Source organism: Pseudomonas sp. (assembly GCF_049300855.1).
GTDB lineage: Bacteria > Pseudomonadota > Gammaproteobacteria > Pseudomonadales > Pseudomonadaceae > Aquipseudomonas.
This window is the reverse complement of record NZ_JBAQKH010000029.1, coordinates 186,670-211,608: the sequence shown is the minus strand read 5'-3', so window position 1 is coordinate 211,608 and position 24,939 is coordinate 186,670. Positions and strand designations below refer to the sequence as shown.

The 24,939-nt window shown below is 59.4% G+C and carries 21 protein-coding genes and 1 pseudogene; 12 read left to right on the top strand and 10 right to left on the bottom strand.

What is annotated here, in order from left to right; translation table 11 throughout:
* Positions 1–27 precede the first annotated feature (27 nt).
* The 5 genes from WA225_RS16135 to WA225_RS16115 all read left to right on the top strand — a co-directional run bounded on the left by WA225_RS16135 (position 28) and on the right by WA225_RS16115 (position 5,404).
* Entirely contained in the window at positions 28–1,056 is a 1,029-nt protein-coding gene (locus WA225_RS16135) for a LacI family DNA-binding transcriptional regulator (RefSeq protein ID WP_422608663.1), read from the top strand.
* A 175-nt stretch (positions 1,057–1,231) separates the two neighbouring features.
* Positions 1,232–2,014 carry a sugar phosphate isomerase/epimerase family protein gene (locus tag WA225_RS16130; RefSeq protein ID WP_422608662.1) on the top strand — a complete coding sequence of 261 codons (783 nt, stop codon included), beginning with the start codon at positions 1,232–1,234 and terminating at the stop codon, positions 2,012–2,014.
* Positions 2,007–3,050: a sugar kinase gene (locus tag WA225_RS16125; RefSeq protein WP_422608661.1), complete on the top strand. Its 1,044-nt coding sequence runs from the start codon at positions 2,007–2,009 to the stop codon at positions 3,048–3,050. The genes WA225_RS16130 and WA225_RS16125 overlap by 8 nt, the downstream gene beginning before the upstream one ends.
* Before the next feature lie 59 nt (positions 3,051–3,109).
* On the top strand, positions 3,110–4,408 hold the full coding sequence (locus WA225_RS16120; RefSeq protein ID WP_422608660.1) for an MFS transporter: 1,299 nt from the start codon (positions 3,110–3,112) through the stop codon (positions 4,406–4,408).
* A gap of 18 nt (positions 4,409–4,426) precedes the next feature.
* Positions 4,427–5,404, top strand: coding sequence for a 2-hydroxyacid dehydrogenase (locus tag WA225_RS16115; protein WP_422608659.1), 978 nt, complete (start codon positions 4,427–4,429; stop codon positions 5,402–5,404).
* A 142-nt stretch (positions 5,405–5,546) separates the two neighbouring features.
* On the opposite strand, the gene WA225_RS16110 is transcribed toward WA225_RS16115, so the two are convergent.
* The 4 genes from WA225_RS16110 to WA225_RS16095 all read right to left on the bottom strand — a co-directional run bounded on the left by WA225_RS16110 (position 5,547) and on the right by WA225_RS16095 (position 11,004).
* Positions 5,547–6,734 (bottom strand): pyridoxal phosphate-dependent aminotransferase, encoded by a 1,188-nt coding sequence (locus tag WA225_RS16110; protein ID WP_422608658.1) that lies wholly within the window; start codon positions 6,732–6,734, stop codon positions 5,547–5,549.
* 41 nt (positions 6,735–6,775) lie between these two features.
* Positions 6,776–8,401 carry a methyl-accepting chemotaxis protein gene (locus WA225_RS16105; RefSeq protein ID WP_422608657.1) on the bottom strand — a complete coding sequence of 542 codons (1,626 nt, stop codon included), beginning with the start codon at positions 8,399–8,401 and terminating at the stop codon, positions 6,776–6,778.
* 201 nt (positions 8,402–8,602) lie between these two features.
* On the bottom strand, positions 8,603–9,745 hold the full coding sequence (locus tag WA225_RS16100; RefSeq protein WP_422608656.1) for a glycerate kinase: 1,143 nt from the start codon (positions 9,743–9,745) through the stop codon (positions 8,603–8,605).
* A gap of 140 nt (positions 9,746–9,885) precedes the next feature.
* Entirely contained in the window at positions 9,886–11,004 is a 1,119-nt protein-coding gene (locus WA225_RS16095) for a sugar diacid recognition domain-containing protein (RefSeq protein ID WP_422608655.1), read from the bottom strand.
* A 172-nt stretch (positions 11,005–11,176) separates the two neighbouring features.
* Here WA225_RS16095 and WA225_RS16090 point away from each other — a divergent pair, with 172 nt between their 5' ends.
* Positions 11,177–12,487: an MFS transporter gene (locus WA225_RS16090; protein ID WP_422608654.1), complete on the top strand. Its 1,311-nt coding sequence runs from the start codon at positions 11,177–11,179 to the stop codon at positions 12,485–12,487.
* A 247-nt stretch (positions 12,488–12,734) separates the two neighbouring features.
* Here WA225_RS16090 and WA225_RS16085 read toward each other — a convergent pair whose 3' ends face one another.
* On the bottom strand, positions 12,735–13,142 hold the full coding sequence (locus WA225_RS16085; protein ID WP_422608653.1) for a hypothetical protein: 408 nt from the start codon (positions 13,140–13,142) through the stop codon (positions 12,735–12,737).
* 201 nt (positions 13,143–13,343) lie between these two features.
* Between WA225_RS16085 and WA225_RS16080 the strand changes: the two are divergent.
* The 3 genes and pseudogenes from WA225_RS16080 to rarD all read left to right on the top strand — a co-directional run.
* Positions 13,344–13,841 (top strand): annotated as a pseudogene (locus tag WA225_RS16080) (substrate binding domain-containing protein); the annotation flags it as partial.
* A 69-nt stretch (positions 13,842–13,910) separates the two neighbouring features.
* A complete protein-coding gene (locus WA225_RS16075) occupies positions 13,911–14,924 on the top strand; it encodes an aldo/keto reductase (protein ID WP_422608652.1) in 1,014 nt (337 codons plus the stop codon).
* A 309-nt stretch (positions 14,925–15,233) separates the two neighbouring features.
* The gene (rarD, locus tag WA225_RS16070; RefSeq protein WP_422608651.1) at positions 15,234–16,115 is read left to right on the top strand and encodes an EamA family transporter RarD; all 882 of its coding nucleotides are present in this window, start codon (positions 15,234–15,236) and stop codon (positions 16,113–16,115) included.
* A gap of 85 nt (positions 16,116–16,200) precedes the next feature.
* Here rarD and hppD read toward each other — a convergent pair whose 3' ends face one another.
* Positions 16,201–17,277 (bottom strand): 4-hydroxyphenylpyruvate dioxygenase, encoded by a 1,077-nt coding sequence (hppD, locus tag WA225_RS16065; RefSeq protein WP_016984437.1) that lies wholly within the window; start codon positions 17,275–17,277, stop codon positions 16,201–16,203.
* A 520-nt stretch (positions 17,278–17,797) separates the two neighbouring features.
* Here hppD and WA225_RS16060 point away from each other — a divergent pair.
* Together WA225_RS16060 and WA225_RS16055 are read left to right on the top strand one after the other, a co-directional pair.
* A complete protein-coding gene (locus WA225_RS16060) occupies positions 17,798–19,333 on the top strand; it encodes an EAL domain-containing protein (protein ID WP_422608650.1) in 1,536 nt (511 codons plus the stop codon).
* A gap of 234 nt (positions 19,334–19,567) precedes the next feature.
* Positions 19,568–19,933, top strand: a complete 366-nt coding sequence (locus tag WA225_RS16055) for a histone-like nucleoid-structuring protein, MvaT/MvaU family (RefSeq protein ID WP_422608649.1) — start codon at positions 19,568–19,570, stop codon at positions 19,931–19,933.
* A 218-nt stretch (positions 19,934–20,151) separates the two neighbouring features.
* On the opposite strand, the gene WA225_RS16050 is transcribed toward WA225_RS16055, so the two are convergent.
* Positions 20,152–20,670 (bottom strand): DUF4946 domain-containing protein, encoded by a 519-nt coding sequence (locus WA225_RS16050; RefSeq protein ID WP_422608648.1) that lies wholly within the window; start codon positions 20,668–20,670, stop codon positions 20,152–20,154.
* 139 nt (positions 20,671–20,809) lie between these two features.
* On the opposite strand from WA225_RS16050, the gene gloA reads away from it, so the two are divergent.
* Positions 20,810–21,331 carry a lactoylglutathione lyase gene (gene gloA, locus WA225_RS16045; RefSeq protein ID WP_422608647.1) on the top strand — a complete coding sequence of 174 codons (522 nt, stop codon included), beginning with the start codon at positions 20,810–20,812 and terminating at the stop codon, positions 21,329–21,331.
* 219 nt (positions 21,332–21,550) lie between these two features.
* Here the strand turns inward: gloA and ahpF are convergent, their stop codons facing one another.
* The 3 genes from ahpF to WA225_RS16030 all read right to left on the bottom strand — a co-directional run bounded on the left by ahpF (position 21,551) and on the right by WA225_RS16030 (position 24,876).
* Positions 21,551–23,113: an alkyl hydroperoxide reductase subunit F gene (gene ahpF / locus WA225_RS16040; RefSeq protein WP_422608646.1), complete on the bottom strand. Its 1,563-nt coding sequence runs from the start codon at positions 23,111–23,113 to the stop codon at positions 21,551–21,553.
* Positions 23,114–23,237: 124 nt separating this feature from the next.
* Positions 23,238–23,801 carry an alkyl hydroperoxide reductase subunit C gene (ahpC, locus tag WA225_RS16035; protein WP_007912224.1) on the bottom strand — a complete coding sequence of 188 codons (564 nt, stop codon included), beginning with the start codon at positions 23,799–23,801 and terminating at the stop codon, positions 23,238–23,240.
* Between the two features lie 136 nt (positions 23,802–23,937).
* Complete coding sequence (locus WA225_RS16030) at positions 23,938–24,876, bottom strand: site-specific integrase (RefSeq protein WP_422608645.1); 939 nt, start codon at positions 24,874–24,876, stop codon at positions 23,938–23,940.
* Positions 24,877–24,939 lie beyond the last annotated feature (63 nt).

Here is a 24,939-nt window from a genome sequence, read left to right as displayed (position 1 = left end):
ATAAATCCAATAACAAGGTTTCAGACCGTGAATGACTTTTCCGCCGCCCAGCGCAGCCGCGTGACCATGCTCGACGTTGCCGAACGTGCCGGTGTGTCCAAGGCCAGCGTCTCGCGCTTTATCGGCGACGACCGCGCCCTGCTCTCCGATACCATTGCCCTGCGCATCGAGCAGGCCATCAGCGAACTCGGCTACCGCCCCAACCAAATGGCTCGTGGTCTGAAACGCGGGCGCACCCGCCTGATCGGCATGCTCGTCGCCGATATCCGTAACCCTTATTCGATTGCCGTGATGCACGGGGTGGAAACCGCTTGCCGTGCGCACGGCTACAGCCTGGTGGTGTGCAACACCGACCGCGATGACGAGCAGGAACGCCAGCATTTGGCGCTGCTGCGCTCATACAACATCGAAGGGCTGATCGTGAATACGCTGGGCCATCACCGTGACGAACTGCATGAGCTGCGTCGCGAGATGCCGCTGGTGCTGGTGGATCGCAAGGTCGACGGGCTCGACAGCGACATGGTTGGGCTGAACAACCCGCAAGCGGTGCAGATGGCCCTCGCGCACCTTGAGCAGCGTGGCTATCGCGATCTGCTGTTGGTGACCGAACCCTACGACGGCACCAGTTCGCGGATCGAGCGAGTCAGCAGTTTTCAGGCACAGATTGCGCAGCGTTCAGGGTTGACCGGGGCGGTACTGGAAACCGGCGATGAGCTGAACGCGCAACTTCAAACCTTTTTAAACACTCCCGGCAATGGCCCAAAAGCGCTGTTTTGCGCCAATGGCGTGGCGGCGTTGGCGACCACGACGGCGTTGCGGGCGATGGGGTCGCGGTTGTTCGAGGATGTCGGGCTGATCGCCCTCGATGATCTGGATTGGTATCCGTTGGTGGGCAGCGGAATTACTGCGCTGGCTCAGCCGACGGCAGAGATTGGCGCGCGGGCGTTTGAGTGTCTGCTCAAGCGTTTGCGTGGGGATGATGAAATGGCGCGGGTGGTGGATTTTGCGCCGGTGCTGGTGGAGCGTGGGTCGACCCATGGGACTGGTGGTGTTTGATCTGACGCTATCGCTGGCAAGCCAGCTCCCACAGTGTTCGAGTCGTACACAAAGGCTTGGTACACCTCTAAACCTGTGGGAGCTGGCTTGCCAGCGATGAGGCCCTGAAGGACACCACCGAAACACCTGATATTTTTTTGAACAAAAATGAAACCGGTTTCAGAGGTCAATAACAATGAATAAACCCGCCGTTTCCATCAGTCTGTCCAGCTACGGTGCCGAGCTCGTGCGCCAACGCGGGCAGGATTTTTTCATCGACGTGCTCGCCGCCGCCGGTGCCGATCGCATCGAATGGCGCGAAGAATTACTCACCCGCGAAGTGCCCGCGCAACTGAGCGCCGCCACTCAAGCGCAGGGCCTGCAAAGCATTTATTCCTCACCCACTGAGCTGTGGCTCGCCGGTCAGTCGCGCCCTAACCCCGAGCTGATCAACGCGCTGCAGAACGCCGAAGCGTTCGGCTCGAAGTGGCTGAAGGTTTCTCTCGGCTACTTCACCGATAATAATGATCTGCAAGCCCTGGCCGAACGCTTGAAGCACAGCCCGGTGCAGTTGCTGGTCGAGAACGACCAGACCTTGCACGGCGGTCGCATCGAGCCGTTTCAGCGTTTCTTCGCCGCCGTCGAGCAGCACAACTTGCCGATCAAAATGACCTTCGACATCGGTAACTGGCAGTGGCAGGACCAGTCCGCCGCGAATGCTGCGCGCCTGTTGGGCCGGCACGTCGGTTACGTGCACTGCAAAGCCGTGGCCCGCCGCCCGGACGGCAAACTGGTGGCGGTGCCGCCGACGGTCAGTGACCTGCATCTGTGGGAACAACTGTTGCGGCACATGGCCCAAGGCGTTATGCGCGCCGCCGAATATCCGTTGCAGGGCGAAGATCTGGTGCAACTGACCCGCGAGCACGTCGCCGCCCTCGCCCGCCTCGGCCAATCCCGTCTGGAGCCTGCTCATGTCTGAGATCGATATTCTCTCGTTTGGCGAAACCATGGCGATGCTGGTCGCTGAGCAGACCGGTGATCTGGCGGCGGTCGAACACTTTCACAAGCGCATTGCCGGAGCCGACAGCAATGTCGCGATCGGGCTATCGCGGCTGGGCTTCAACGTCGCGTGGCTAAGCCGGGTCGGTGAGGATTCGCTCGGGCGCTTTGTGGTCGAAACCTTGATCAAGGAAGGCCTGGATTGCAGCCACGTCGACATAGATAAACAGCACCCGACCGGTTTCCAGTTCAAATCCCGCACTGACGATGGCAGCGATCCGCAAGTCGAGTACTTCCGTCGCGGTTCGGCCGCCAGTCACCTGTCGCCACAGTCGATCACCGACAGCTTGCTCAGCGCTCGCCACTTGCATGCCACCGGCATTCCTCCAGCGCTATCGGCCTCGGCGCGGGCGATGTCGTTTGAACTGATGACACGCATGCGCAAGGCCGGGCGCAGCGTGTCGTTCGACCCCAATCTGCGCCCGAGCCTGTGGACCAGCGAGCGCGAGATGATCAGCGAGATCAACCGCCTCGCCGCCCTCGCCCACTGGGTGTTGCCGGGGCTGAGTGAAGGCCGCTTGCTGACCGGTTTTGAAGACCCGGCGGACATTGCGGCGTTTTATCTCGATCAGGGTGCGGAGGCCGTGGCGATCAAGCTTGGCCCGGAAGGCGCTTATTACCGAACGCATCTGGCGTCGGGATTTGTCGCCGGGGTGCCGGTGGCGCATGTGGTCGACACGGTCGGTGCCGGTGACGGCTTTGCGGTGGGGATGATCAGTGCCCTGCTGGAGCACCAGAGTTTTGCCGAGGCGGTGCAGCGGGCGAACTGGATTGGCAGTCGCGCGGTGCAGAGTCGCGGGGATATGGAGGGCCTTCCAACCCGGGCAGAACTCTTCAGCGAATTTGAGGCCGCCATCGCTGGCAAGCCAGCTCCCACAAGGGTTGGTGGTGGCAACGCAATCTTTGACATACCCGAGATCCCTGTGGGAGCTGGCTTGCCAGCGATGAGGCCCTGACAGGCAACCGATTCATTGAACCTGCTGCGACAAAAACAACAAGCTCAGGAGCAAGACCCATGAAAACCGCAACCCTCGCCACCCGCCGCTGGTGGTACATCATGCCGATCGTGTTCATCACCTACAGCCTGGCGTATCTTGATCGCGCCAACTACGGTTTCGCCGCTGCGTCCGGCATGGCGGCCGACCTGATGATCACCCCGGGCCTGTCATCGCTGCTCGGCGCGCTGTTCTTCCTCGGTTACTTTTTCTTCCAGGTACCGGGCGCGATCTACGCGCAAAAACACAGCGTGAAGAAGCTGATTTTCGTCAGCCTGATCCTCTGGGGCGGGCTCGCGACGTTGACCGGCGTGGTCTCCAACGCCTATTGGCTGATCGTCATCCGCTTCATGCTCGGCGTGGTCGAAGCGGCAGTCATGCCGGCGATGCTGGTCTACCTGTGCCACTGGTTCACCCGTGCCGAACGCTCGCGTGCCAACACCTTTCTGATCCTCGGCAACCCGGTAACGATGCTGTGGATGTCAGTGGTCTCGGGCTATCTGGTGCAGCACTTCAGTTGGCGCTGGATGTTCATCATCGAAGGCTTGCCGGCGGTGATCTGGGCATTTATCTGGTGGCGTCTGGCCGATGATCGTCCGGCGCAGGCCACGTGGCTGAGCGATCAGGAGAAGCAGGACCTGGAAAGCGCTCTGGCCGCTGAACAGGTCGGCATCAAAGCGGTGAAGAATTACGCCGAGGCTTTCCGTTCGCCGAAGGTGATCATTCTCGCGTTGCAGTTTTTCTGCTGGAGCATCGGCGTTTACGGCTTCGTGTTGTGGCTGCCGTCAATCCTCAAGGCCGGTGCGCAAATGGACATGATCGAGGCCGGCTGGCTGTCGGCGCTGCCGTACCTGGCGGCGGTGATCGGCATGCTCGCGGTGTCGTGGGGCTCGGACAAGTTGCAAAAGCGCAAACGCTTCGTCTGGCCGCCGCTGCTGATCGCTTCAATCGCTTTTTATGGCTCGTATGCACTGGGCGCTGAGCATTTCTGGTGGTCGTACACGCTGCTGGTGATCGCCGGCGCCTGCATGTACGCGCCTTACGGGCCGTTCTTTGCCATCGTCCCGGAGATTCTCCCCGCCAACGTTGCCGGTGGCGCGATGGCGCTGATCAACAGCATGGGCGCGCTCGGCTCGTTCGGCGGCTCGTATCTGGTCGGTTACCTGAACAGCTCCACCGGTTCGCCCGGTAGTTCGTATCTGTTGATGAGCGGCGCGTTGCTGCTGTCGGTGGTGCTGACGATTTTTCTCAAGCCCGGCGCGAGTGATCGCGTCGTGGCCAAAGCCGCTGCGCCACGCCCGGTGCCGGCGCATCCCTGAATTGAAGAGAGCATTGCGATGAAAAAGCAGGTTGTGTTGTACAAGAAACTCTCGCCAGCATTAATGGCGCGTCTGCAAGAACACTGCGACGTGACGCTGATTGAAAGCCTCGACACCGACGGCCTCATGCAACTGCGTGATGCCCTGCCCCGTGCTCACGGTTTGCTCGGCGCCAGCCTGAAACTCGATGCTGCGTTGCTCGATCTGGCGCCGCAGTTGCAGGCCATCGCCAGCGTCTCGGTGGGCGTCGACAATTACGACATTGATTACCTGAGCCGGCGCAAGATCCTCCTCAGCAACACCCCGGACGTGCTCACCGAAACCACCGCTGACACCGGTTTCGCGCTGATCCTCGCGACTGCCCGGCGGGTGGTCGAACTGGCGAACATGGTGCGCAGCGGGCAATGGAACCGCAACATCGGCCCGGCGCATTTCGGCACCGATGTGCATGGCAAGACGCTGGGCATCATCGGCATGGGCCGTATCGGCGAGGCGTTGGCGCAGCGTGGGCATTTCGGTTTTGGCATGCCGGTGATCTATCACAGCCAGTCGCGCAAACCGGCGGTCGAGGCGCGGTTTGATGCGCAATATCGCAGCCTTGAAGAGCTGCTCCAGCAGGCCGATTTCATTTGCCTGACCTTGCCGCTGACCGCGCAGACCGAAGGCTTGATCGGCGCCGAGCAGTTTGCGCTGATGCGCCCGCAAAGCATCTTCATCAACATTTCGCGGGGCAAAGTGGTGGATGAGGCGGCGATGATAGAGGCGCTGCGTCATCAGCGCATTCGGGCGGCGGGGCTGGATGTGTTCGAGCGTGAACCGTTGCAGCATGACTCGCCGTTGTTGCAACTGAATAATGTGGTGGCGACGCCGCACATGGGCTCGGCAACGCATGAGACGCGCGAAGCGATGGCGCGCTGTGCGGTGGAGAATCTGTTGGCGGCGCTCGCTGGGGAAAAACCTGCGAATCTGGTGAACCCATCGGCCTGGCAGGGCTGAGATCTTTATTGCCTGATCTGGCCTCATCGCTGGCAAGCCAGCTCCCACAGGGTTTTGTGTCGTTCTAAAATGTAACCAACACCGAGAAACCTGTGGGAGCTGGCTTGCCAGCGATGAAGCCAGCGAGAGCACTGCAAAACCATCAGGCACTGCGCGCCTGTAACAGCTGCGCCGCACACAGTGCAATCCGCGAGCAGGCGTCCGCCAGTTTGACCCGATCGACCACCAGTCCAATCCGGATATGCCCCGCCGCACTCGGCCCGAACGCCTCACCGGCCAGCACCGAAACGCCATACCCCTCCAGCAACCGTTCGGCAAACGCCTGGGCGCCGAGCCCGGTCTGGCGCACATCGACCATCACGAACATGCCGCCGTCCGGGCGGATCGGATGCAGCCCCGGGCAACCGCGCAACCGTTCGCACACCAGATCGCGACGCAAGCGATATTCCTCACGCATGTGCGTCACTTCCGGCAGATCGGTTTCCAGCGCGACCTGCGCGGCTTTCTGCACAAAGTCCGGCAAGCCAAACAGCATGCTCAACGACAGATTGACCAGATGCTCGGCCAACGGCCGCGGCCCGATCATCCAGCCGATGCGCCACCCAGTCATGGCGTGGGATTTCGACAGGCTGTTGATCGTCGCCGTGCGCTCGGCCATGCCCGGCAAACTCGCCGGGCTGACATGCTCGCCTTCGTACAGCAATTCGCTGTAGACCTCATCGCTGATCAGCCACAGGTCATGGCGAATGCACAGCGCCGCCAGTTCCTGCCAGATCAGCAGCGACAGACTGGCGCCAGAGGGGTTATTCGGGCTGTTGAGCAACAGCGCGCGGGTTTTGCCGGTGATCCGCGCCGCGACATCGGCAGGATCCACGCGAAAGCCGTTTTCCGGACGGACCGGCACCGGCACCACCGTCGCGCCGCACGCGCCGAACACACCTTCATAAGTGACGTACATCGGTTCGGCGACGATCACCTCGTCGCCCGGATCGAGTAAACACTGTGCCACCGAATACACCGCGCACTGCGCGCCGGGCATGACGATCACATCATCGGCATCGACGGCCTGACCACTGTGTCGCCGATGACGCTCGGCAATCAACTTGCGCAGCGCCAGGCGACCGCGCACTTCGGAGTAATGCGTATCGCCCGCCAGCAAACTGTCGATCGCGCCGTGAATGATCGGCAATGGCGTATCGAAATCCGGATCGCCGACACTCAGCAGCAAGACATCGACACCCTCGGCGCGCAACTCCAGCGCTCGGTCATGAATCTGCCAGGCTGACGCCCCCTCTCCGGCGATTCGTTGGGTCAAGGCTGAATAGCGCATGTACGTCTCCTGATTGCGCGGTCTCCAGCCTTCACCGTATCTCAAATCACGAAACGCGCCACCATGGCGTTCAAATCGACTGCCAGACGCGACAGTTCGTGGGTCGCGGCGCTGGTCTGGTTGGCCCCGGCGGCCGATTGTGTAGCCAGATCGCGGATGTTAACCAGGTTGCGGTCGACTTCGCGCGAGACCTGCGCCTGCTCTTCCGAAGCGCTGGCGATGACCAGGTTGCGCTCGTTGATCTGATGAATCGACTGGGTGATCTGCTCCAGCGCGACGCCAGCGGCGCGGGCCATTTCCAGGGTCGACTGGGTGCGCTGGTTGCTTTGCTGCATCGACGAAACCGCCTCACCGGTGCCGTTCTGGATGCCGGCGACCATTTTTTCGATTTCCTGGGTCGACTGCGCGGTGCGGTGGGCCAAGGCGCGCACCTCGTCCGCGACCACGGCGAAGCCGCGTCCAGCTTCACCCGCACGTGCCGCTTCGATGGCGGCGTTAAGCGCCAGCAGGTTGGTCTGTTCGGCGATGGCGCGGATCACGTCGAGGACTTTGCCGATGTCGCGGCCCTGCGCGGCGAGGCCTTCGATCATTTGCGCGGTGTTCTGCACGTCGTGGGTCATGGTCTGGATCGCGTCGACGGTTTTCACCACTTGATCGCGACCTTCGCGGGCGGCGTGGGTCGACTGGTTCGAGGCTTCGGAGGTCGACACGGCATTGCGCGCGACTTCTTCCACGGCGGCAGTCATCTCGTTGACGGCGGTGGCGGCTTGTTCGATTTCGTTGTTCTGCTGCTGCAAGCCACGGGACGCCTCTTCGGTGACCGCGCTGAGTTCTTCGGCAGCGGCGCCCAGTTGCGTGGCGGAACCGGCGATCTGTTCGATGGTTTTGCGCAGGTTGGTCTGCATCGCGGCCAGTGCTTCGAGCAGGCGCGCCGGTTCGTCCTTGCCGTCGACCTCGATGTTTTTGGTGAGGTTGCCACTGGCGATGGTTTGCGCGGCCTGCACGGCGCGGTTCAACGGTGTGACAATGCTGCGGGTCAACAGCAAGGCGAGCAACACCGTGGCCAGTGCGGCAAACACCGAAACGATGATGATGCCGGTAATGGCGCTGTCGTAATGTTCGCCGGCCTGACTGGAAGCGACTTTCGCGTCAGCGGCGTTGATCGCGATGAGTTTGTTGAGCTGTTCGCCCATCTGGTCGGTGCCGTCCTTGATCCGCGTGTTGATCAAGGTACGCATCTCATCGACTTTGTCCTGGCGCGACAGCTCCATCATCTGGTTTTGCGCTTGCAGGTAGTTATCGAGCGTTGCTGCGAAAGCCCGATATTGTGCGGTCTCTTCGTCGCCAGCCGGCAGCGCGGCGTAGCTGGCCTGGGCACTGCGGACCTTGTCCACCAGCACGCCGATGCGCGTCTGGGCTTCTTGCAAACCTGCCGGATCACGGTTGACCAGAATACGGAACGACAGAATGCGCAGGCGCAGGACGTTTTCTGTCACGACACCGAGATAGCCGACGCTGGGCAGTTGATTCGTCGCCATGTCAACGGACGCCTGGCGGATGGTGGTCATGCGGTTGACGGCGAACACGCCGAGCACGATCACCAACAAGGCGATAAAGGCAAAACCGAGGAAGGCACGCGGCGCGATATTCAGGTTACGCAAGGACATAGTTGGACTCTCGGAAGATAGAAACTACGAGCGTCCATGCCGTGATCACTGGCCCGGAGGGCGGGCTTCAGTCCGGCGTCACTGTTTTAGGAGATTTTGTGCGCGCCTGATCCTTGTATCGGCCAGGCTTTAGGAAGATTGCGGGTCAAGAGCAATTATTTTTCAGGGTGTTACAAGATTGAAACACCCTGTGAGTCAGATTCAAACGTTGTGTTTGGCCATTTGCCAGACGCGGGCGATGTCGGTGGCGCGTTCACGCAACAGGCGCGGTGCTTCGGCGCAGGCCTGCGCCAGCGTCATCGGGCCGCTGGTGACGGCAAAAGCCGCGTCGATGCCGTGCTCGTAAAGTGCCTGATAACCCTCGCCCAATGTCCCGGCGATAACGATTACGGGCACTGCGTGCCGTTTGGCAATCCGCGCGACACCGAACGGCGTCTTGCCGCGCAGGGTTTGCGCATCGAATCGCCCTTCTCCGGTAATCACCAGATCGGCACCGTGGACGGCTTCAGCGAGGCCGACCAGTTCGGCGACCACTTCGACGCCGGCCTGAAACTGCGCGCCGAGAAACGCCTTGGCGGCAAACCCCAGACCACCCGCCGCGCCGCTGCCCGGCTCATCACGCACGTCCTTGCCCAACGCTTGCGCGCACAGTTGGGCGAAATGCCCCAAGGCCTGATCGAGCTGTTGCACCTGCGCCGGCGACGCACCTTTCTGCGGGCCGAAAATCGCTGAAGCGCCGTGCGGACCGCAGAGTGGATTGTTGACGTCCGCCGCGATGTCGAAACGCACGTGCGCCAGTCGCGGATCGAGATCACTCAGATCCACCCGCGCCAGTTGCGCCAATGCCAAGCCGCCGGGCACTAACGCCTGCCCTTGTGCATCCAGCAACTTCACGCCCAAGGCTTGCATCGCTCCGGCGCCGCCGTCGTTGGTCGCGCTGCCGCCAATGGCCAGAATCACCCGCTGCGCGCCGGCGTCCAGCGCGGCACGAATCAGTTCGCCGGTGCCGAAGGTGCTGCTGATGCAGGCATCGCGTTGGCCAAGCGGCACCAATTGCAAACCGCTGGCCTCGGCCATTTCGATGATCGCAGTGTGGTTGTGCGGCAGCCAGCCCCACGCGGCGTCGACCGGCGCACCCAACGGGCCACGTACGCGGGTGCGGCGCAGTTCGCCATCGCACGCGGCGAGTATCGACTCCACCGTGCCTTCGCCGCCGTCAGCCATCGGGCATTTGACCAGTGTCGCGTGCGGCCAGACCTGCGCCAGGCCCAGTGCAATGGCCTCGGCCACGCCTTGGGCACTCAGGCTGTCCTTGAACGAATCGGGGGCGATGACGATCTTCATGCGAATTCTCCAGTTGCAATGCCCTCATGCTGCCAGTCCGTCTGCGCAATGACGCCTGTCCGCTGCACAAGCGGCGTGGGCGTTTATTGTTCATTTTCACAAAAAAGATTTTTGTTGAAGGCGTCCTTGAGGGCGACCAATCAATTGGGTTCGGTCTGCGGCAGCAACTGCACCCCAAGATAAAGCGCCAACATCCCATCCAGCCGCAGCGGATCCACCCCGCTCAACTCGGCAATGCGCTCCATCCGATAACGCAGACTGTTGCGATGAATGCCCAAGGCATCGGCACATGCCTGACTCTGACCATCGTGCTCACACCAACTGCGCAATGTCGCCAGCAACTGGCCGTTGGCGTCCTTGGCGATAACCTTGCGCAAAGGCTTGAGCAATTCATCCAGCGCATCGTCGTTGCGATGTCGCCACAACATGACCGGCAAGCGATAACGATGCAGCGTCAGCAGTCGCGAATGCGGCAACACCTCACGGCCATAGGCGAGCAAATCGCCAACGCGTCGATAACAGCGGCGCAACCCGGCCAATCCATCCGCCTGCCCACCGACGGCAATACGCAAAATGTTCCAGCCCAGCCCATCGAGTTTTTCCAGCAAGCGCTCATGCTCGACGTTTTGACTCGCCGGACGACACCACAACAGTGACGATTTGGCCGAACTCACGCACCAGCTGTCGGGATAACGCGACATCAGCCAGGCACTCAGCGCCTCAACGGTTTGCCCCGGCCCGTGTTCCAGCCCCAGTTCGAACAGATACGGCACCCGCGTCAATTGCGGTTTGAGGCCAAGTTGCTGGGCCTCATCGACCAGGCGCGGCGAGTCCCCCGCCTCGCTCAACAGCAACGCCAGCAAATCATCACAACGCTGGCGCCGCCATTGCTGCTCGGCCTGCTGATTGCGCTGACCGACGAGCATTTCGGCGGTCATGCGCACCAACTCGGCGTAGGTGCGCAATTGCTCCGGTTCACCGGTGATGCCGAGCACACCGATCAAGCGCTGATCGAGCAACAGCGGCAAATTGATGCCCGGCTGCACGCCTTTCAAATGCACGGCGGTATGCGCGTCGATCTCCACCACCCGACCATTGGCCAGCACCAGTTGCGCACCTTCGTGACGGGTGTTGATGCGCTCCGGCTCGCCACTGCCGAGGATCAGTCCCTGGCTGTCCATGACGTTGACGTTGTAGGGCAAAATGGCCATGGCCCGGTCGACGATGTCCTGGGCGAGGTCGTGATCGAGTTCGAACATAAGCGCTGGAATCCTTGAAAACAGGCACGGACAAGTTGTTCACCCGCACAGGGTCTGACGGCAAACCCTGTGCTCAGGCACAAAGACAATCCGGCCAAAGGTGACCGAGACTCTCAGGGCGATCAACGTTACCCTTTGCATCGCAAAAAATCATAATAAAGAGAGAGCCGCTATGTCGCACAGCGCCGCAGCTACCCAGACCATCGAAGACGATAAAAACGCCGTCTACAAACGCATTACCCTGCGTTTGATCCCCTTCATTTTCATCTGCTACTTGTTCAACTACCTCGACCGGGTCAACGTTGGATTTGCCAAACTGCAGATGCTCGACGCCTTGAAATTCAGCGAAACCGTGTACGGCCTGGGGGCCGGGATTTTCTTCATTGGCTACGTGCTGTGCGGCGTACCGAGCAACCTGGCGTTGAGCAAATTCGGTCCGCGACGCTGGATTGCAGTGATGATGATTACCTGGGGCACGCTGTCGACCTGCCTGTTGTTCGTCACCACACCCACCGAGTTCTATACCCTGCGCCTGTTCACCGGTGCGGCCGAAGCCGGGTTCTTCCCGGGCGTTGTTTTGTACCTCTCGCAGTGGTTCCCGACTTTCCGCCGTGGGCGGATCATGGCGCTGTTCATGTCGGCGATCCCGGTGTCCGGTCTGCTCGGCAGCCCGTTCTCTGGCTGGATCCTCAATCACTTTGCCGCCGGCCAGGGTGGTCTGGCCGGTTGGCAGTGGATGTTTCTGCTGCAAGGCATTCCGACGGTGATCCTTGGTGCTCTCGCCTACTTCCTGTTGAGCGACAGCTTCGCCAACGCCAAGTGGCTGACGCCGCACGAACGCGCAGTGCTTGAAGCAGATCAGGCCGAAGATTTGGCGAACAAACCGAAAACCACCTCCGACTCGCTGCTGGCGGTGTTCAAGAACCCGGCGATCTGGGCGTTCGGCCTGATCTATTTCTGCATTCAGAGCGGCGTCTACGCGATCAACTTCTGGCTACCGTCGATCATCAAGAACCTCGGCTTCAGCGATAACCTGGTGATCGGCTGGTTGAGTGCGATTCCATATCTGCTGGCGGCGGTGTTCATGCTGGTGGTCGGACGTTCGGCGGACTTGCGTAAAGAACGCCGCTGGCACTTGGTGGTGCCGATGCTGATGGGCGCGATCGGCCTGGTGATTGCGGTGAATTTCGCCGCCAATCCGGCGATTGCGATTCTCGGTCTGACCATTGCCACCATGGGCGCGCTGACCGGCCTGCCGATGTTCTGGCCGGTGCCGACGGCCATGTTGAGCGCGGGCGCTGCGGCCGGTGGTCTGGCGTTGATCAACTCGATGGGGCAAATGGCCGGTTTCCTCAGTCCGTATCTGGTGGGTTGGGTCAAGGACAGCACCGGTTCGACCGATGCGGCGTTGTATCTGCTGGCGGGTGTGATTGTGGGCGGCAGCCTGTTGGCCTTGCGCATGACCCGGACGTTGCGCGCTTGAGGCGTTGATGCAAGGCAGAACGGCCCTTTTCAGGGCCGTTTTTTTATGGGGGTGTTCGGCTTGGGATTTGTGGTGTTATGTGGATCTGTTCCCCCTCACCCCAACCCTCTCCCCCAAGGGGGCGAGGGGGAAAGGGAGCCGATTGCCGCGCTTTTCAAGATTTGAGTTCGACTCGGCAGAAGCGAGCCGATTTTGGTGCTTTTCAAGGCCTGAGTTCGACTCGGTATCGCACGTCGGCGTAACTCGCTCAAACACCTCGGTCGGTCCCCTCTCCCTCGGGGAGAGAGTTAGGGTGAGGGGCTTCTGAAGCATCCAGTTCAATCACCAGGCCACCCGGCATCTGCACGAAAATCTGTGCGATCCCCTCGCCCGGCACCTGCGCCAGTTGATACGGCAAACCACTCTCACGCACCCGCTGCAACACCCTTTCGGCCGGCTCATCGGTGCGAAAAGCAATATGGCTCAATTCAGTCGCGGCGAACGTCGGCTGCTCGATCACATGCACCACCGCGTGCTCATCCTGATACAGCCAGCGCCCGGGAAACGGAAACGGCGGCCGCCGCCCCGGTGCCAGTCCGAGCAATTTGGCGAAATTGTCCTGCAAGGTCTGACCGTCGGCGGTATTGAAGGCCAGATGATCGAATGTCCAAGTCATACGTATCCCCTGCGATTGTTGATTGATTGCAGTATCTACTCTTGCCAGTCAGCAAAAAATCCCGCAAAAACGCAAAGATCTTTAAAGGATTTTTAGCAATGAGCTCGATTCTCGATCTGGAGATCTTCGTCCGTGTCGCCGATTCAGGCAGCATTTCCGCTGCGGCGCGGGGGCTCGAGCTGACGCCGGCACTGACTGAAGTTCCGCGAAACCGTCGACGTTGCGCTGCGCTTCGGCGTGCCGAGCGATTCAACGCTGGTGGCGTTGCCGATTCTGCCGCAGCACCGGCGCGTCGCCTGCGCCAGCCCTGACTATCTGGCAAGGCATGGCACCCCGCAACATCCCGGCGAATTGAGCGAGCACAGCGTCCTGCTCTACCTGCGCAATGGCCGGCCCTACAACACCTGGCGTTTCACGCGCGACGACGAAAGCCTGGAAGTCGAAGTTCACGGTGACTACCTCAGCGATGACGGTTAAGTCGCCCGACGCTGGGCACTGGCAGGGCATGGCATCGTCTACAAAGCCTGGCTCGACGTCGCCCAAGACTTGCAGGCCGGACGCTTGCTGACGCTGTTCGATGCCTGGCAAGGCGAAAGTGTGCCGTTCAATCTGCTTTGTCCGCACCGGGTGCAGGTGTCTGAACGGGTCAAGGTGTTGCAGGTGTTTTTGCGCGAGCGTTGTGCGGTATTGCGCCGATAAATGACTTTGCCGCTTCACCTGCTTCTGGTATTTGATTAAGGCTTTCCCCGCGACAAAAAGGAAATCGGCATGAGCTATCGCACACTGGGGCATTCGGGGTTGCAGGTGTCCACCCTCACCCTCGGCACGATGATGTTTGGCGAGCAGACCAGCGCAGACGACTCCGCGCGCATCATCAATAAGGCCTGGGATCAGGGCATCAATTTCATCGACACCGCCGACGTCTACACCAACGGCCGCTCGGAAGAGATCGTCGGTGAAGCGATCGCCCGGCATCGGCATGAATGGGTGCTGGCGACCAAGGTCGGTTTCGGACCGGTGGACGGCCTGCCGAACCGCAGCGGCTTGAGCCGCAAACATATCTTCAATGGCATCGAGGCCAGCCTGACCCGGCTCGGCACCGACTATCTCGACATCTATTACCTGCACCGCGAAGACCACAACACGCCGCTCGAAGTCACGGTATCGGCGATTGGCGATCTGATTCGTCAGGGCAAGATTCGCTATTGGGGCCTGTCGAACTATCGCGGCTGGCGGATTGCCGAGGTGATCCGCATCGCCGACAACCTTGGCGTTGATCGCCCGGTGATCAGCCAACCGCTGTACAACATCGTCAACCGCCAGGCCGAAACCGAGCAAATCACCGCCGCGCAAACCTATGGCCTCGGCGTGGTGCCTTACAGCCCGCTGGCGCGGGGTGTGCTCAGTGGCAAATACGCACCGGACATCAAACCGGACGCCAACAGCCGCGCCGGGCGCCAGGACAAACGTATTCTGGAAACCGAATGGCGGGTGGAATCCTTGCGCATCGCCCAGCAGATTCAGCAGTACACCGAACAGCGTGGTGTCGGCATGGTTGAATTCGCGATCGCCTGGGTGCTGAACAACCGCGCGGTCACCTCGGCGATTGTCGGGCCGCGCACTGAAGAGCAATGGGACGCCTACACCAAGGCGCAGGCCGTGAAAATCAGCGCCGAGGACGAAGCGTTTATTGACTCGCTGGTGACACCGGGACATGCGTCGACACCGGGGTTCAACGATGTGAGTCATTTTGTGTCGGGGCGTAAACCCAGTTCGGCTTGATATCCCTGCCCTCTCCCTAGCCCTCCGAAACGTCGGACCGCCCTGAGGGAGAGGGAACCGATTGGGGGATATTGAGGCTACGCTTTGGCCTGAAGCTTTCGTGGTGAATCCATAATCGACTCGATATTTCACGTCGCTGAATATCGTGAAGCATCCCAGGTCAGTCCCCTCTCCCTCAGGGCGGTCCGACGTTTCGGGAGAGTTAGGGTGAGGGGCTTGTGTGGGGAATATTGATCACTTGGCCAATATTCAGCACAAAAACCACGTATCCTTCGCGCCCCGTTTGACCATCAACCCCGCGAGGACAGTTTGTCTAAAGGTATCGCTCTATCGGTTTCAGCCTCGGTGCTGTTTGCCGTCATGTATTACTACACCTCGCTGCTCACCCCATTGAGTGGCGTGGAGATTTTCGGCTGGCGGATGCTGCTGACCGTGCCGTGCATGACCGTGTTCATGCTGGTGTCGGGCGAATGGCGGCGGGTGGTGGAGCTGGTTCGACTGATGACCGCGAAGCCGAAACTGATCGGCGGGCTGATCGTCTCGGCTGCCCTGCTCGGCGTGCAACTGTGGCTGTTCATGTGGGCGCCGCTCAACGGCTACAGCCTTGACGTTTCGCTGGGTTACTTCCTGCTGCCGCTGACGATGGTGCTGACCGGACGGATCGCCTATGGCGAAAGCCTCTCGTACTTGCAGAAAATCGCCGTGTTCTTCGCCAGCCTGGGCGTACTCAATGAGCTGTATCAGGTCGGCGGCTTTTCCTGGGCAACGCTGGTGGTCGTGGTCGGCTATCCGCTGTACTTCGTGCTACGCAAACACTTGAAGACCGACAACCTCGGCGGCTTGTGGGTCGACATGACCCTGATGCTGCCAGTGGCTTACTGGTTCGTGCAGGGCGGCGAGCAAGGTTTTGGCGTGTTCGATCAATACCCGGGGCTGATGTGGCTGATCCCGCTGCTCGGGTTGATCAGTGCGTCGGCACTGGTGGTGTATATCATCGCCAGCCGCTTGCTGCCGTTCAGTCTGTTTGGCTTGTTGAGTTATGTTGAGCCGGTGCTGCTGCTTGGTGTGGCGCTGCTGCTCGGTGAGAGCATCAAGTCCGGTGAATGGCTGACGTACATTCCGATCTGGCTGGCGGTTGTGGTGCTGATCTTCGAAGGCTTCAAACACCTGATGCGTCAGCGCCGCCCTTGAGCCCAACGCCCACAGGGTTTGCATGAAGCAAAAAAAATCCCGGCCCTGCATCTCTGCAGGCCGGGATTTTTCATTTCAGTGGCGGTTACTCGGTGGCCAGCACACCACGGCGCACCTGATCACGCTCAATCGATTCGAACAGGGCCTTGAAGTTGCCCTCACCGAAACCGTCATCGCCTTTACGCTGGATGAATTCGAAGAACACCGGGCCCATCAGGGTTTCCGAGAAGATCTGCAGCAACAGGCGCTTGTCGCCCTGCTCCGAAGCGCCGTCCAGCAGGATGCCGCGCGATTGCAGTTGATCGACCGGCTCGCCGTGATTCGGCAGACGACCTTCGAGCATTTCGTAATAGGTGTCCGGCGGTGCGGTCATGAAGCGCATGCCGATCTTCTTCAACTGATCCCAGGTCTTGATCAGGTCGTCGGTGAGGAACGCAACGTGCTGGATGCCCTCGCCGTTGAACTGCATCAGGAACTCTTCGATCTGGCCGGCGCCCTTGGACGACTCTTCGTTCAACGGGATGCGGATCATGCCGTCCGGTGCGGTCATCGCTTTCGAGGTCAGGCCGGTATATTCGCCCTTGATGTCGAAGTAGCGGATTTCGCGGAAGTTGAACAGCTTCTCGTAGAAGTTCGCCCAGTAAGCCATGCGACCGCGATAGACGTTGTGGGTCAGGTGGTCGATGATTTTCAAACCGGCGCCCACCGGGTTGCGATCAACGCCTTCGATAAACACGAAGTCGATGTCGTAGATCGAGCTGCCTTCGCCGAAGCGGTCGATCAAGTACAGCGGTGCGCCGCCAATGCCTTTGATCGCCGGCAGGTTCAGCTCCATCGGGCCTGTTTCGATGTGGATCGGCTGAGCGCCGAGTTCCAGTGCACGGTTGTAGGCTTTTTGCGAATCCTTGACGCGGAACGCCATGCCGCAAACGGACGGACCGTGTTCGGCCGCGAAGTACGAAGCGACGCTGTTGGGTTCGTTGTTGAGGATCAGGTTGATCGCGCCCTGGCGGTACAGGTGCACGTTCTTGGAACGGTGGGTGGCGACTTTGGTGAAGCCCATGATCTCGAAGATCGGCTCCAGAGTGCCCGGCACCGGCGATGCGAGCTCGATGAATTCAAAGCCCATCAGGCCCATTGGGTTTTCGTATAAATCTGTCATGGTGACGCCTCATCATTCTTATCAAATTAACCAGAGTTATTTGTCAGTCTGCGAGGTCGGTGGGTGGCGCACAGGAGATGCCACGCACACTGCGGGCGAGGAAGTCACCGTAGATCAGTTGAAACCCGAATATCTTCATTGTCGACCCAAGGCTCTTGCGGGCGAGGCTTCTGCTGCCAGAAGACGATTATTATTGTATGCGTAAACCGATTCTACACAGCGTAAATAGGCTTGTCTGCTCTCTCTATAAAATCCGCTTTTTTGCGCCGGGCGCAAGGGGTTTGTTGCACAGGTAAATGCCCGCGAGGATCAGCGCCATCAGCGGATTGTGTGTGGCAAATACGCCAGGCGTCGCCGGCCACCTTGGCATTTATTAAATTGACTGGCGCAATGCATCAACGATGAGCGGCATAAGCGCTGTGCGCCATCTATCATCCGTTCTGGCTGATCTGCTTTTCGGCGGCGTGCCCTTGCCCGGCCTGCATTCGGGCGCCCCACTTTCTCGCGACAGGATGCGCCCATGCCGTTAACCGTCAGACCCCGCCGTAAACGCAGCGCCCGCCTTATCATCACGCTGCTCAGCGGCCTGCTCCCTGTCATATTGGGCAGTGTGATTCTGTACATGCAGGCGGAACGCACCCTGGAGCAAAGTTCGCAGCAGACGGCTGAAGAGGCGTTGCGCCAATTTGACCTGATGCTCGACAACACAGCCCAGGCTGCCCGGGAATTACTGCCGCTGGCCGGGCAGACGTGCGAAATCGTCAAACTGGCCCTGCGCGAGCAAGTCACTCGCCGCCCGTTCGTGCGTTCGACCAATCTGGTGTGGGACGACAATCTGTATTGCAGTTCGTTATTCGGCGACTACAAGGAAGCCGTCAACGCCGGTGATTACGCTCAAGGCAAGCTGTGGTTGATGAACGGCAACCCGGTGACGCCCGACACGGCACTGCTGGTGTATCGGCTGAGTGAAGGGCGCGGCGGCGCACTGACCACTCTCGACGGCTATCACTTGAGCAATATTCTGCGCCTGATCGGCCGGCACACCCTGCTGTTACTGCAAGTCGGCAACCATTGGCTGTCGGCCGACGGTAAAGTGCATCAGGGCCACTTGCCGACGCTGCCGGTGGCTCAGAGCATGCTCAATTCTTCGCACTATGCGTTCAGTGTTGCCGCCGGTTTCCCCGAAGGCGAAACCTGGCGTTACATGGCCGATGAATATCCGCCACTGTTCAGCCTGCTGATCTTTTTTGGCGTGGTGGCGGGCGCGATCGGGCATGTTTTGCAGAAACGCTCGACGTCGCCCAGCCATGAAATGCTGCGTGCCCTGGAGGCTGGCGAGTTCATTCCATACTTCCAGCCCGTCGTGCATGGCGACAGCAAGCAATGGTCGGGAGCCGAAGTGCTGATGCGCTGGAACCACCCGAAAGAGGGGCTGGTGCGCCCGGATCTGTTTATCCCGTTCGCCGAGCACTCCGGCTTGATCGTGCCGATGACCCGCGCCTTGATGCAGCAAACCGCCGCCCTGCTTGGGCCACAATCTGCCTCGTTCGCCACGCCCTTCCACCTCGGCATCAACATAACGGCCAGCCATTGCCAGGACCTTGAACTGGTCGATGATTGCCGCGAACTGCTGGCGGCCTTCGCAGCGGGCAGTATCAATCTGGTGCTGGAGTTGACCGAGCGCGAGCTGATCGAACCCACCGACATCACTCGGCAGTTGTTTGAGCAACTCCATCAACTGGGGGTGATGATCGCCATCGATGACTTCGGTACCGGGCATTCCAGCCTCGGCTACCTGCGCAAGTTCAACGTCGACTTCCTGAAAATCGATCAGAGTTTCGTCGCGATGATCGGCATCGACGCACTGTCGCGGCACATTCTCGACACCATTATCGAACTCTCGGCCAAACTGGATCTGGGTATTGTTGCCGAAGGTGTCGAAACCCAGGCGCAGGCCGATTATCTGACCGCACATAACGTCAACTTCCTGCAGGGCTATCTATTCGGCAAACCGATGGCGGCTGCGGATTTCATCAGTGCATTAAGTCATCATTAACTAAATGCGCTGTGGCTGAGCCCTGCGACAAGGCGCACCAATTTGATACAAAAGACTGTGTTTGTTACATGGAGAAAAAGTCAGGATTTACTCTTGGCTCATTAACTACTACAATTTTTCATGCCTGTTGCAAGATTGGCAGGTGAGCCATTATCACCGAGTCGCTTCAAGGCTCTTGGCTTATAGCTTTGTTTGCGGTTGGTATCAGCCAAACACACTATTGGAGTAAAGATATTGTCCAGACTCGCTGAATTTCGTGCAGCTGAAAAGGCCCTTCAGGAACAGCTCAAGCAGCTGGAATCGCTGAAGAACGATGCCGGGCTCAAGAAAGAAATCGAATTCGAAGAAAAGCTCCAGGGGCTGATGAAACACTACGGCAAAGGCCTGAAAGAAATCATCGCCATCCTCGATCCGAACCCGGCCAAATCCGGTCTGCAAGTGTCTGCAGCACCTAAAACCCGCCGCGCTCGCGTGGTCAAGGTTTACCAGAACCCGCACACTGGGGAACTGATTGAAACCAAAGGCGGCAACCACCGTGGCCTGAAAGCCTGGAAGGAACAGTACGGTGCAGCCACCGTTGATTCCTGGTTGCGCGGTTAATTCCACGCCAACACCAAAGCCCTGCATCATGCGGGGCTTTTTTATTGACAATATCTAACAAATGAAATGAATTTCATCAAAAAGTTAGGTTTTCACCTGTAACGTTGGTGAGCCACGGCGCTAAACAATTTGATGCTTGGTGTTGCCGTCCGGGCCGTGCTTAAACTTTGTGCTTAATCCCTTCGGGTATCTAACCATCCTTCAAATAGATCAGAAGATTAAAGTTTCAGGCTATTTCGTACCGCCACTATTTCGTCTGCGCTCGCCTTATAAACCTCAGCCTGACCGGCATACGAAAGAACATAAGCATTATCCGCATCGACTGCTGCAACCAACGTTTGCGACAACACATGCCGACCGTTTTCGGTCACCGTGCAAGTCGTTTCCAGTGCCGACAAAGACCCCAGCGCAGCGGGATGCACCTTGTTGCAGACACTTTGATAGCCGCCCTGGAAAAAGTCCTTTTGAATCGACTTGCGCATCTCCAGCAACACACCCTGTAAATTGACCTGATGGCCCGCCTCCACCTGTGTCATCGTCAACTCCATGACCATAACCTGATTGCCATCGGCATCGTTTTTGACCGCCCGCTGACGAAAAACCTGAGGCGCTGTATCCGGGAGCACCTCGACCTCCCAGCCCGCCGGCCACGTAATACTCGGCTCGTTCGCTGAAACGCAAACGGCTACCAGAGAAAAACCAATAAAACCAAAGAGCCTTTTCAACAGTCGGATCATTGCCGGACACACTCGCAGATTGAACGGCAAAGTCTGAGCCCCGCCCGCGCGCAGGGCAAGCCTGCCCTTTCATTTGGCGATGCCGGCGGGCATGCGTATCATTGCGCCCATTCACTCGCCCATAGTTATTGGAGGGCCCATGAGCCTGCACGAACTGAACACTTTTCCCGGCGTCACCGCCACGCCAGACAGCGCAACCCGCAACTTCGTCTTCAACCACACCATGCTGCGTGTGAAGGACATCACCAAGTCCCTGGACTTCTACACCCGCGTGCTGGGTTTCTCGCTGGTCGAGAAGCGTGACTTCGCGGAAGCCGAATTCAGCCTGTACTTCCTCGCCCTGGTCGACAAAGCGCAGATTCCGGCCGACGCCGCTGCCCGCACCGAGTGGATGAAATCGATTCCGGGCATTCTCGAACTGACCCATAACCACGGCACCGAAAACGATGCCGACTTCGCCTATCACAACGGCAACACTGACCCGCGTGGGTTTGGCCATATCTGCATTTCGGTGCCGGACATCGTTGCCGCGTGCGCACGCTTTGAAGAACTGGGCTGCGACTTCCAGAAGCGCCTGACTGATGGCCGCATGAAGAGCCTGGCGTTTATCAAGGATCCGGACGGTTACTGGGTCGAGATCATTCAGCCAGCGCCGCTGTAAAAGCTGAAAAGCCACTCGATTGGCGTTGAATCCATAATCGACTGGCGCTTTCGATTGGCACGGAATCCATAATCGACTGGATCTTTCAGGTCGATGGAAAACGCCAGACACCTCGATCGGCTCCCTCTCCTTCGGGAGAGGGCTGGGGTGAGGGGCCGCTTTTAACGCGCAATAAAAAACCCGTGATCGCTCACGGGTTTTTCATTTCTGGTTTAACGCTTACGCCGGGGCCGAAGTGCGGATCAGGTGATCAAAAGCACTCAACGAAGCCTTGGCGCCCTCGCCCACCGCAATCACGATCTGCTTGTACGGCACAGTGGTCACGTCGCCGGCCGCAAAGATCCCCGGGATAGAAGTCTCGCCGCGGTTATCGACAATAATCTCGCCACGCGGCGACAGCTCGATTGTGCCCTTGAGCCAGTCAGTGTTCGGCAGCAAACCGATCTGCACGAAGATGCCTTCCAGCTCGACAGTGCGCAGTTCGTCAGTGTTGCGATCCTTGTAGCGCAGGCCGTTGACCTTCTCGCCATTACCAGTGACTTCAGTGGTTTGCGCACTGGTGATCACGGTGACGTTCTTAAGGCTGTGCAGTTTGCGTTGCAATACGGCATCGGCACGCAGTTGCACGTCGAACTCCAGCAGCGTTACATGCGACACGATACCGGCCAGGTCGATGGCCGCTTCAACGCCGGAGTTACCGCCGCCGATCACCGCCACACGCTTGCCTTTGAACAGTGGGCCGTCGCAGTGCGGGCAGTACGCCACGCCTTTGTTGCGGTATTGCTGCTCGCCCGGCACGTTCATCTCGCGCCAGCGCGCACCGGTCGCCAGAATCACGCTTTTGGCTTTCAGGGACGCGCCGCTGGCGAAACGGACTTCGTGCAGCTCGCCATTCTTGCCCGGGATCAGTTTGTCGGCGCGTTGCAGGTTCATGATGTCGACGTCGTACTGTTTGACGTGTTCTTCCAGCGCCGTGGCCAGTTTCGGCCCTTCGGTTTCCTGTACGGAAATGAAGTTCTCGATGGCCATGGTGTCGAGCACCTGTCCGCCGAAGCGTTCGGCTGCAACACCGGTGCGGATGCCTTTGCGCGCAGCGTAGATGGCTGCCGAAGCACCGGCCGGGCCACCGCCGACGACCAATACGTCAAAGGCTTCTTTGGCGCTGATTTTCTCGGCTTGACGCTCGATGGCGCCGGTGTCGAGTTTGGCGAGTATCTCTTCCAGGCCCATGCGGCCCTGACCGAAGTTTTCACCATTGAGGTAGATGCTCGGCACGGCCATGATCTTGCGATCGTTGACTTCGTCCTGGAACAACGCACCATCAATGGCAACGTGGCGGATGTTCGGGTTGAGCACAGCCATCAGGTTCAGCGCCTGGACCACGTCCGGGCAGTTCTGGCAAGACAGCGAGAAGTAGGTCTCGAAGCTGAACTGGCCTTTCAGCGCGCGGATCTGCTCGATCACTTCAACACTGGCTTTAGATGGGTGGCCGCCGACTTGCAGCAAGGCCAGCACCAGCGAAGTGAACTCGTGGCCCATCGGGATACCGGCGAAACGCAGACTGATGTCAGCCCCCGGGCGGTTGATCGAGAACGATGGCTTGCGCGCGTCGTCACCGCTGTCGATCAGAGTAATTTGGCTCGAAAGACTGGCAACGTCTTTCAGCAGTTCCAGCATCTCACGGGATTTCGCACCGTCGTCGAGGGAGGCAACGATCTCGATCGGCTGGGTGACCCGTTCCAGGTACGATTTCAACTGGGCTTTAAGATTGGCGTCCAACATACGGGCGATTTCCTTTATTTGAGGCGAAAAAAAGCCCGAGCGAATCTCGCCCGGGCATTTTTATTGGGCGGTGCAGCGTACTTAAGAAGGTGCGGCGTACCGCCCTGAGTTGCGTGTCACAGACTTAGATCTTGCCGACCAGGTCCAGGGACGGTGCCAGAGTGGCCTCGCCTTCTTTCCACTTGGCTGGGCAAACTTCGCCTGGGTGAGCAGCAACGTACTGAGCAGCCTTGATCTTGCGCAGCAGCTCGGAAGCGTCACGGCCAACGCCGCCATCGTTCAGTTCAACGATTTTGATCTGGCCTTCAGGGTTGATCACGAAGGTGCCACGGTCAGCCAGGCCAACTTCTTCGATCAGCACGTCGAAGTTGCGGGAGATGGCGTGGGTCGGGTCGCCGATCATGGTGTATTCGATTTTGCCGATGGCTGGCGAAGTGTTGTGCCAGGCAGCGTGAGCAAAGTGGGTGTCGGTGGAAACGCTGTAGATCTCTACGCCGAGTTTCTGGAAGGCAGCGTAGTTGTCAGCCAGGTCTTCCAGTTCGGTTGGGCAAACGAAGGTGAAGTCGGCTGGGTAGAAAAACACGACCGACCACTTGCCTTTCAGGTCAGCGTCCGAGACTTGAACGAAGTCGCCGTTTTTGAACGCGGTAGCTTTGAACGGTTTTACTTGGCTGTTGATGATAGGCATTGATGACTCTCCGTCAGGGTTGTGAATTCGATGGGTGAATCCTACCCACTCACTTGACGGATGGCTCATTGGCAAACCTGATGCTGCTGATTTGTTTTCGCTATTAGCTGACTGTATTAATAGAAGAAAACGATATCTACGACGAAGCCGGCTTATCCGTAATCCGAGCCATCCCCTGGAATGGGCTGGCTTCAACATAGCGCATCGCGGACTTCATATCCTTCCAGCCGACGTAACTCATCAACGATTTCAGATCCCAGCCGCTTTGATGGGCCCACGTGGCGAAGCCTCGGCGCAGAGAGTGGCTGGTGTAGTTTTCGGCGGCAATGCCAGCGCGCTGCAAGGCTTGGCGCAGCAGAGGAATGATGCTGTTGGCGTGCAAGCCCTCCTCGTTCAGATTGCCCCAACGGTCGATGCTGCGGAACACCGGGCCACGCACCAGCGCTGCTTCGGTGATCCAGTCGATGTAGGCCTGCACCGGGCAGAGTTTGAGCAGCGCCGGGGCTTGATAAGTCTGGCCGAGGTTTTCCCGGTCGCCCTTGCTGCGTGGCAGATACAGGGTGATGCCGCTGCCGGCGTGCGCTTGCACATGTTCGATTTGCAGGCGGCACAGTTCATCGCTGCGGAAGCCGCGCCAGAATCCCAGCAGAATCAATGCGCGATCACGGTAAGCCTTGAGCAGTGACGGACGATCCTGCTGCTCTCTCGCGGTTTTCGCTTCATGCTCAAGCCAGTCGATCACGCGCTGCAAATCCTGCAACTGCAACGGCTCGGCCTGTTTCTCCTGCGCCGGGTGCAACGCGCGAATCCCTTTGAAGACTTTGCGCACCACTGGCGCCTTTGTCGGATCGGCAAAGCCTTGGCTGTTGTGCCATTGCGCCAGCGCCGACAGACGCAGCTTCAACGTGTTGATCGACAGCTCTTCAGCGTGTGCCACCAAATACCGCGCGACGCTGTCGGACGTGGCCGGCAAGAACCCGCCCCACTTCACTTCGAAATGCTCGATGGCCGCGCGATAGCTGCGGCGGGTGTTGTCACGGGTGGCGGCTTGCAGATAGCGATCCAGATCGCTCATGGGCTGTTCTTCTCGCTGGCGTACTGATTGAAGGGTGCTGATCGGCATTTTGCCGTCTGACAC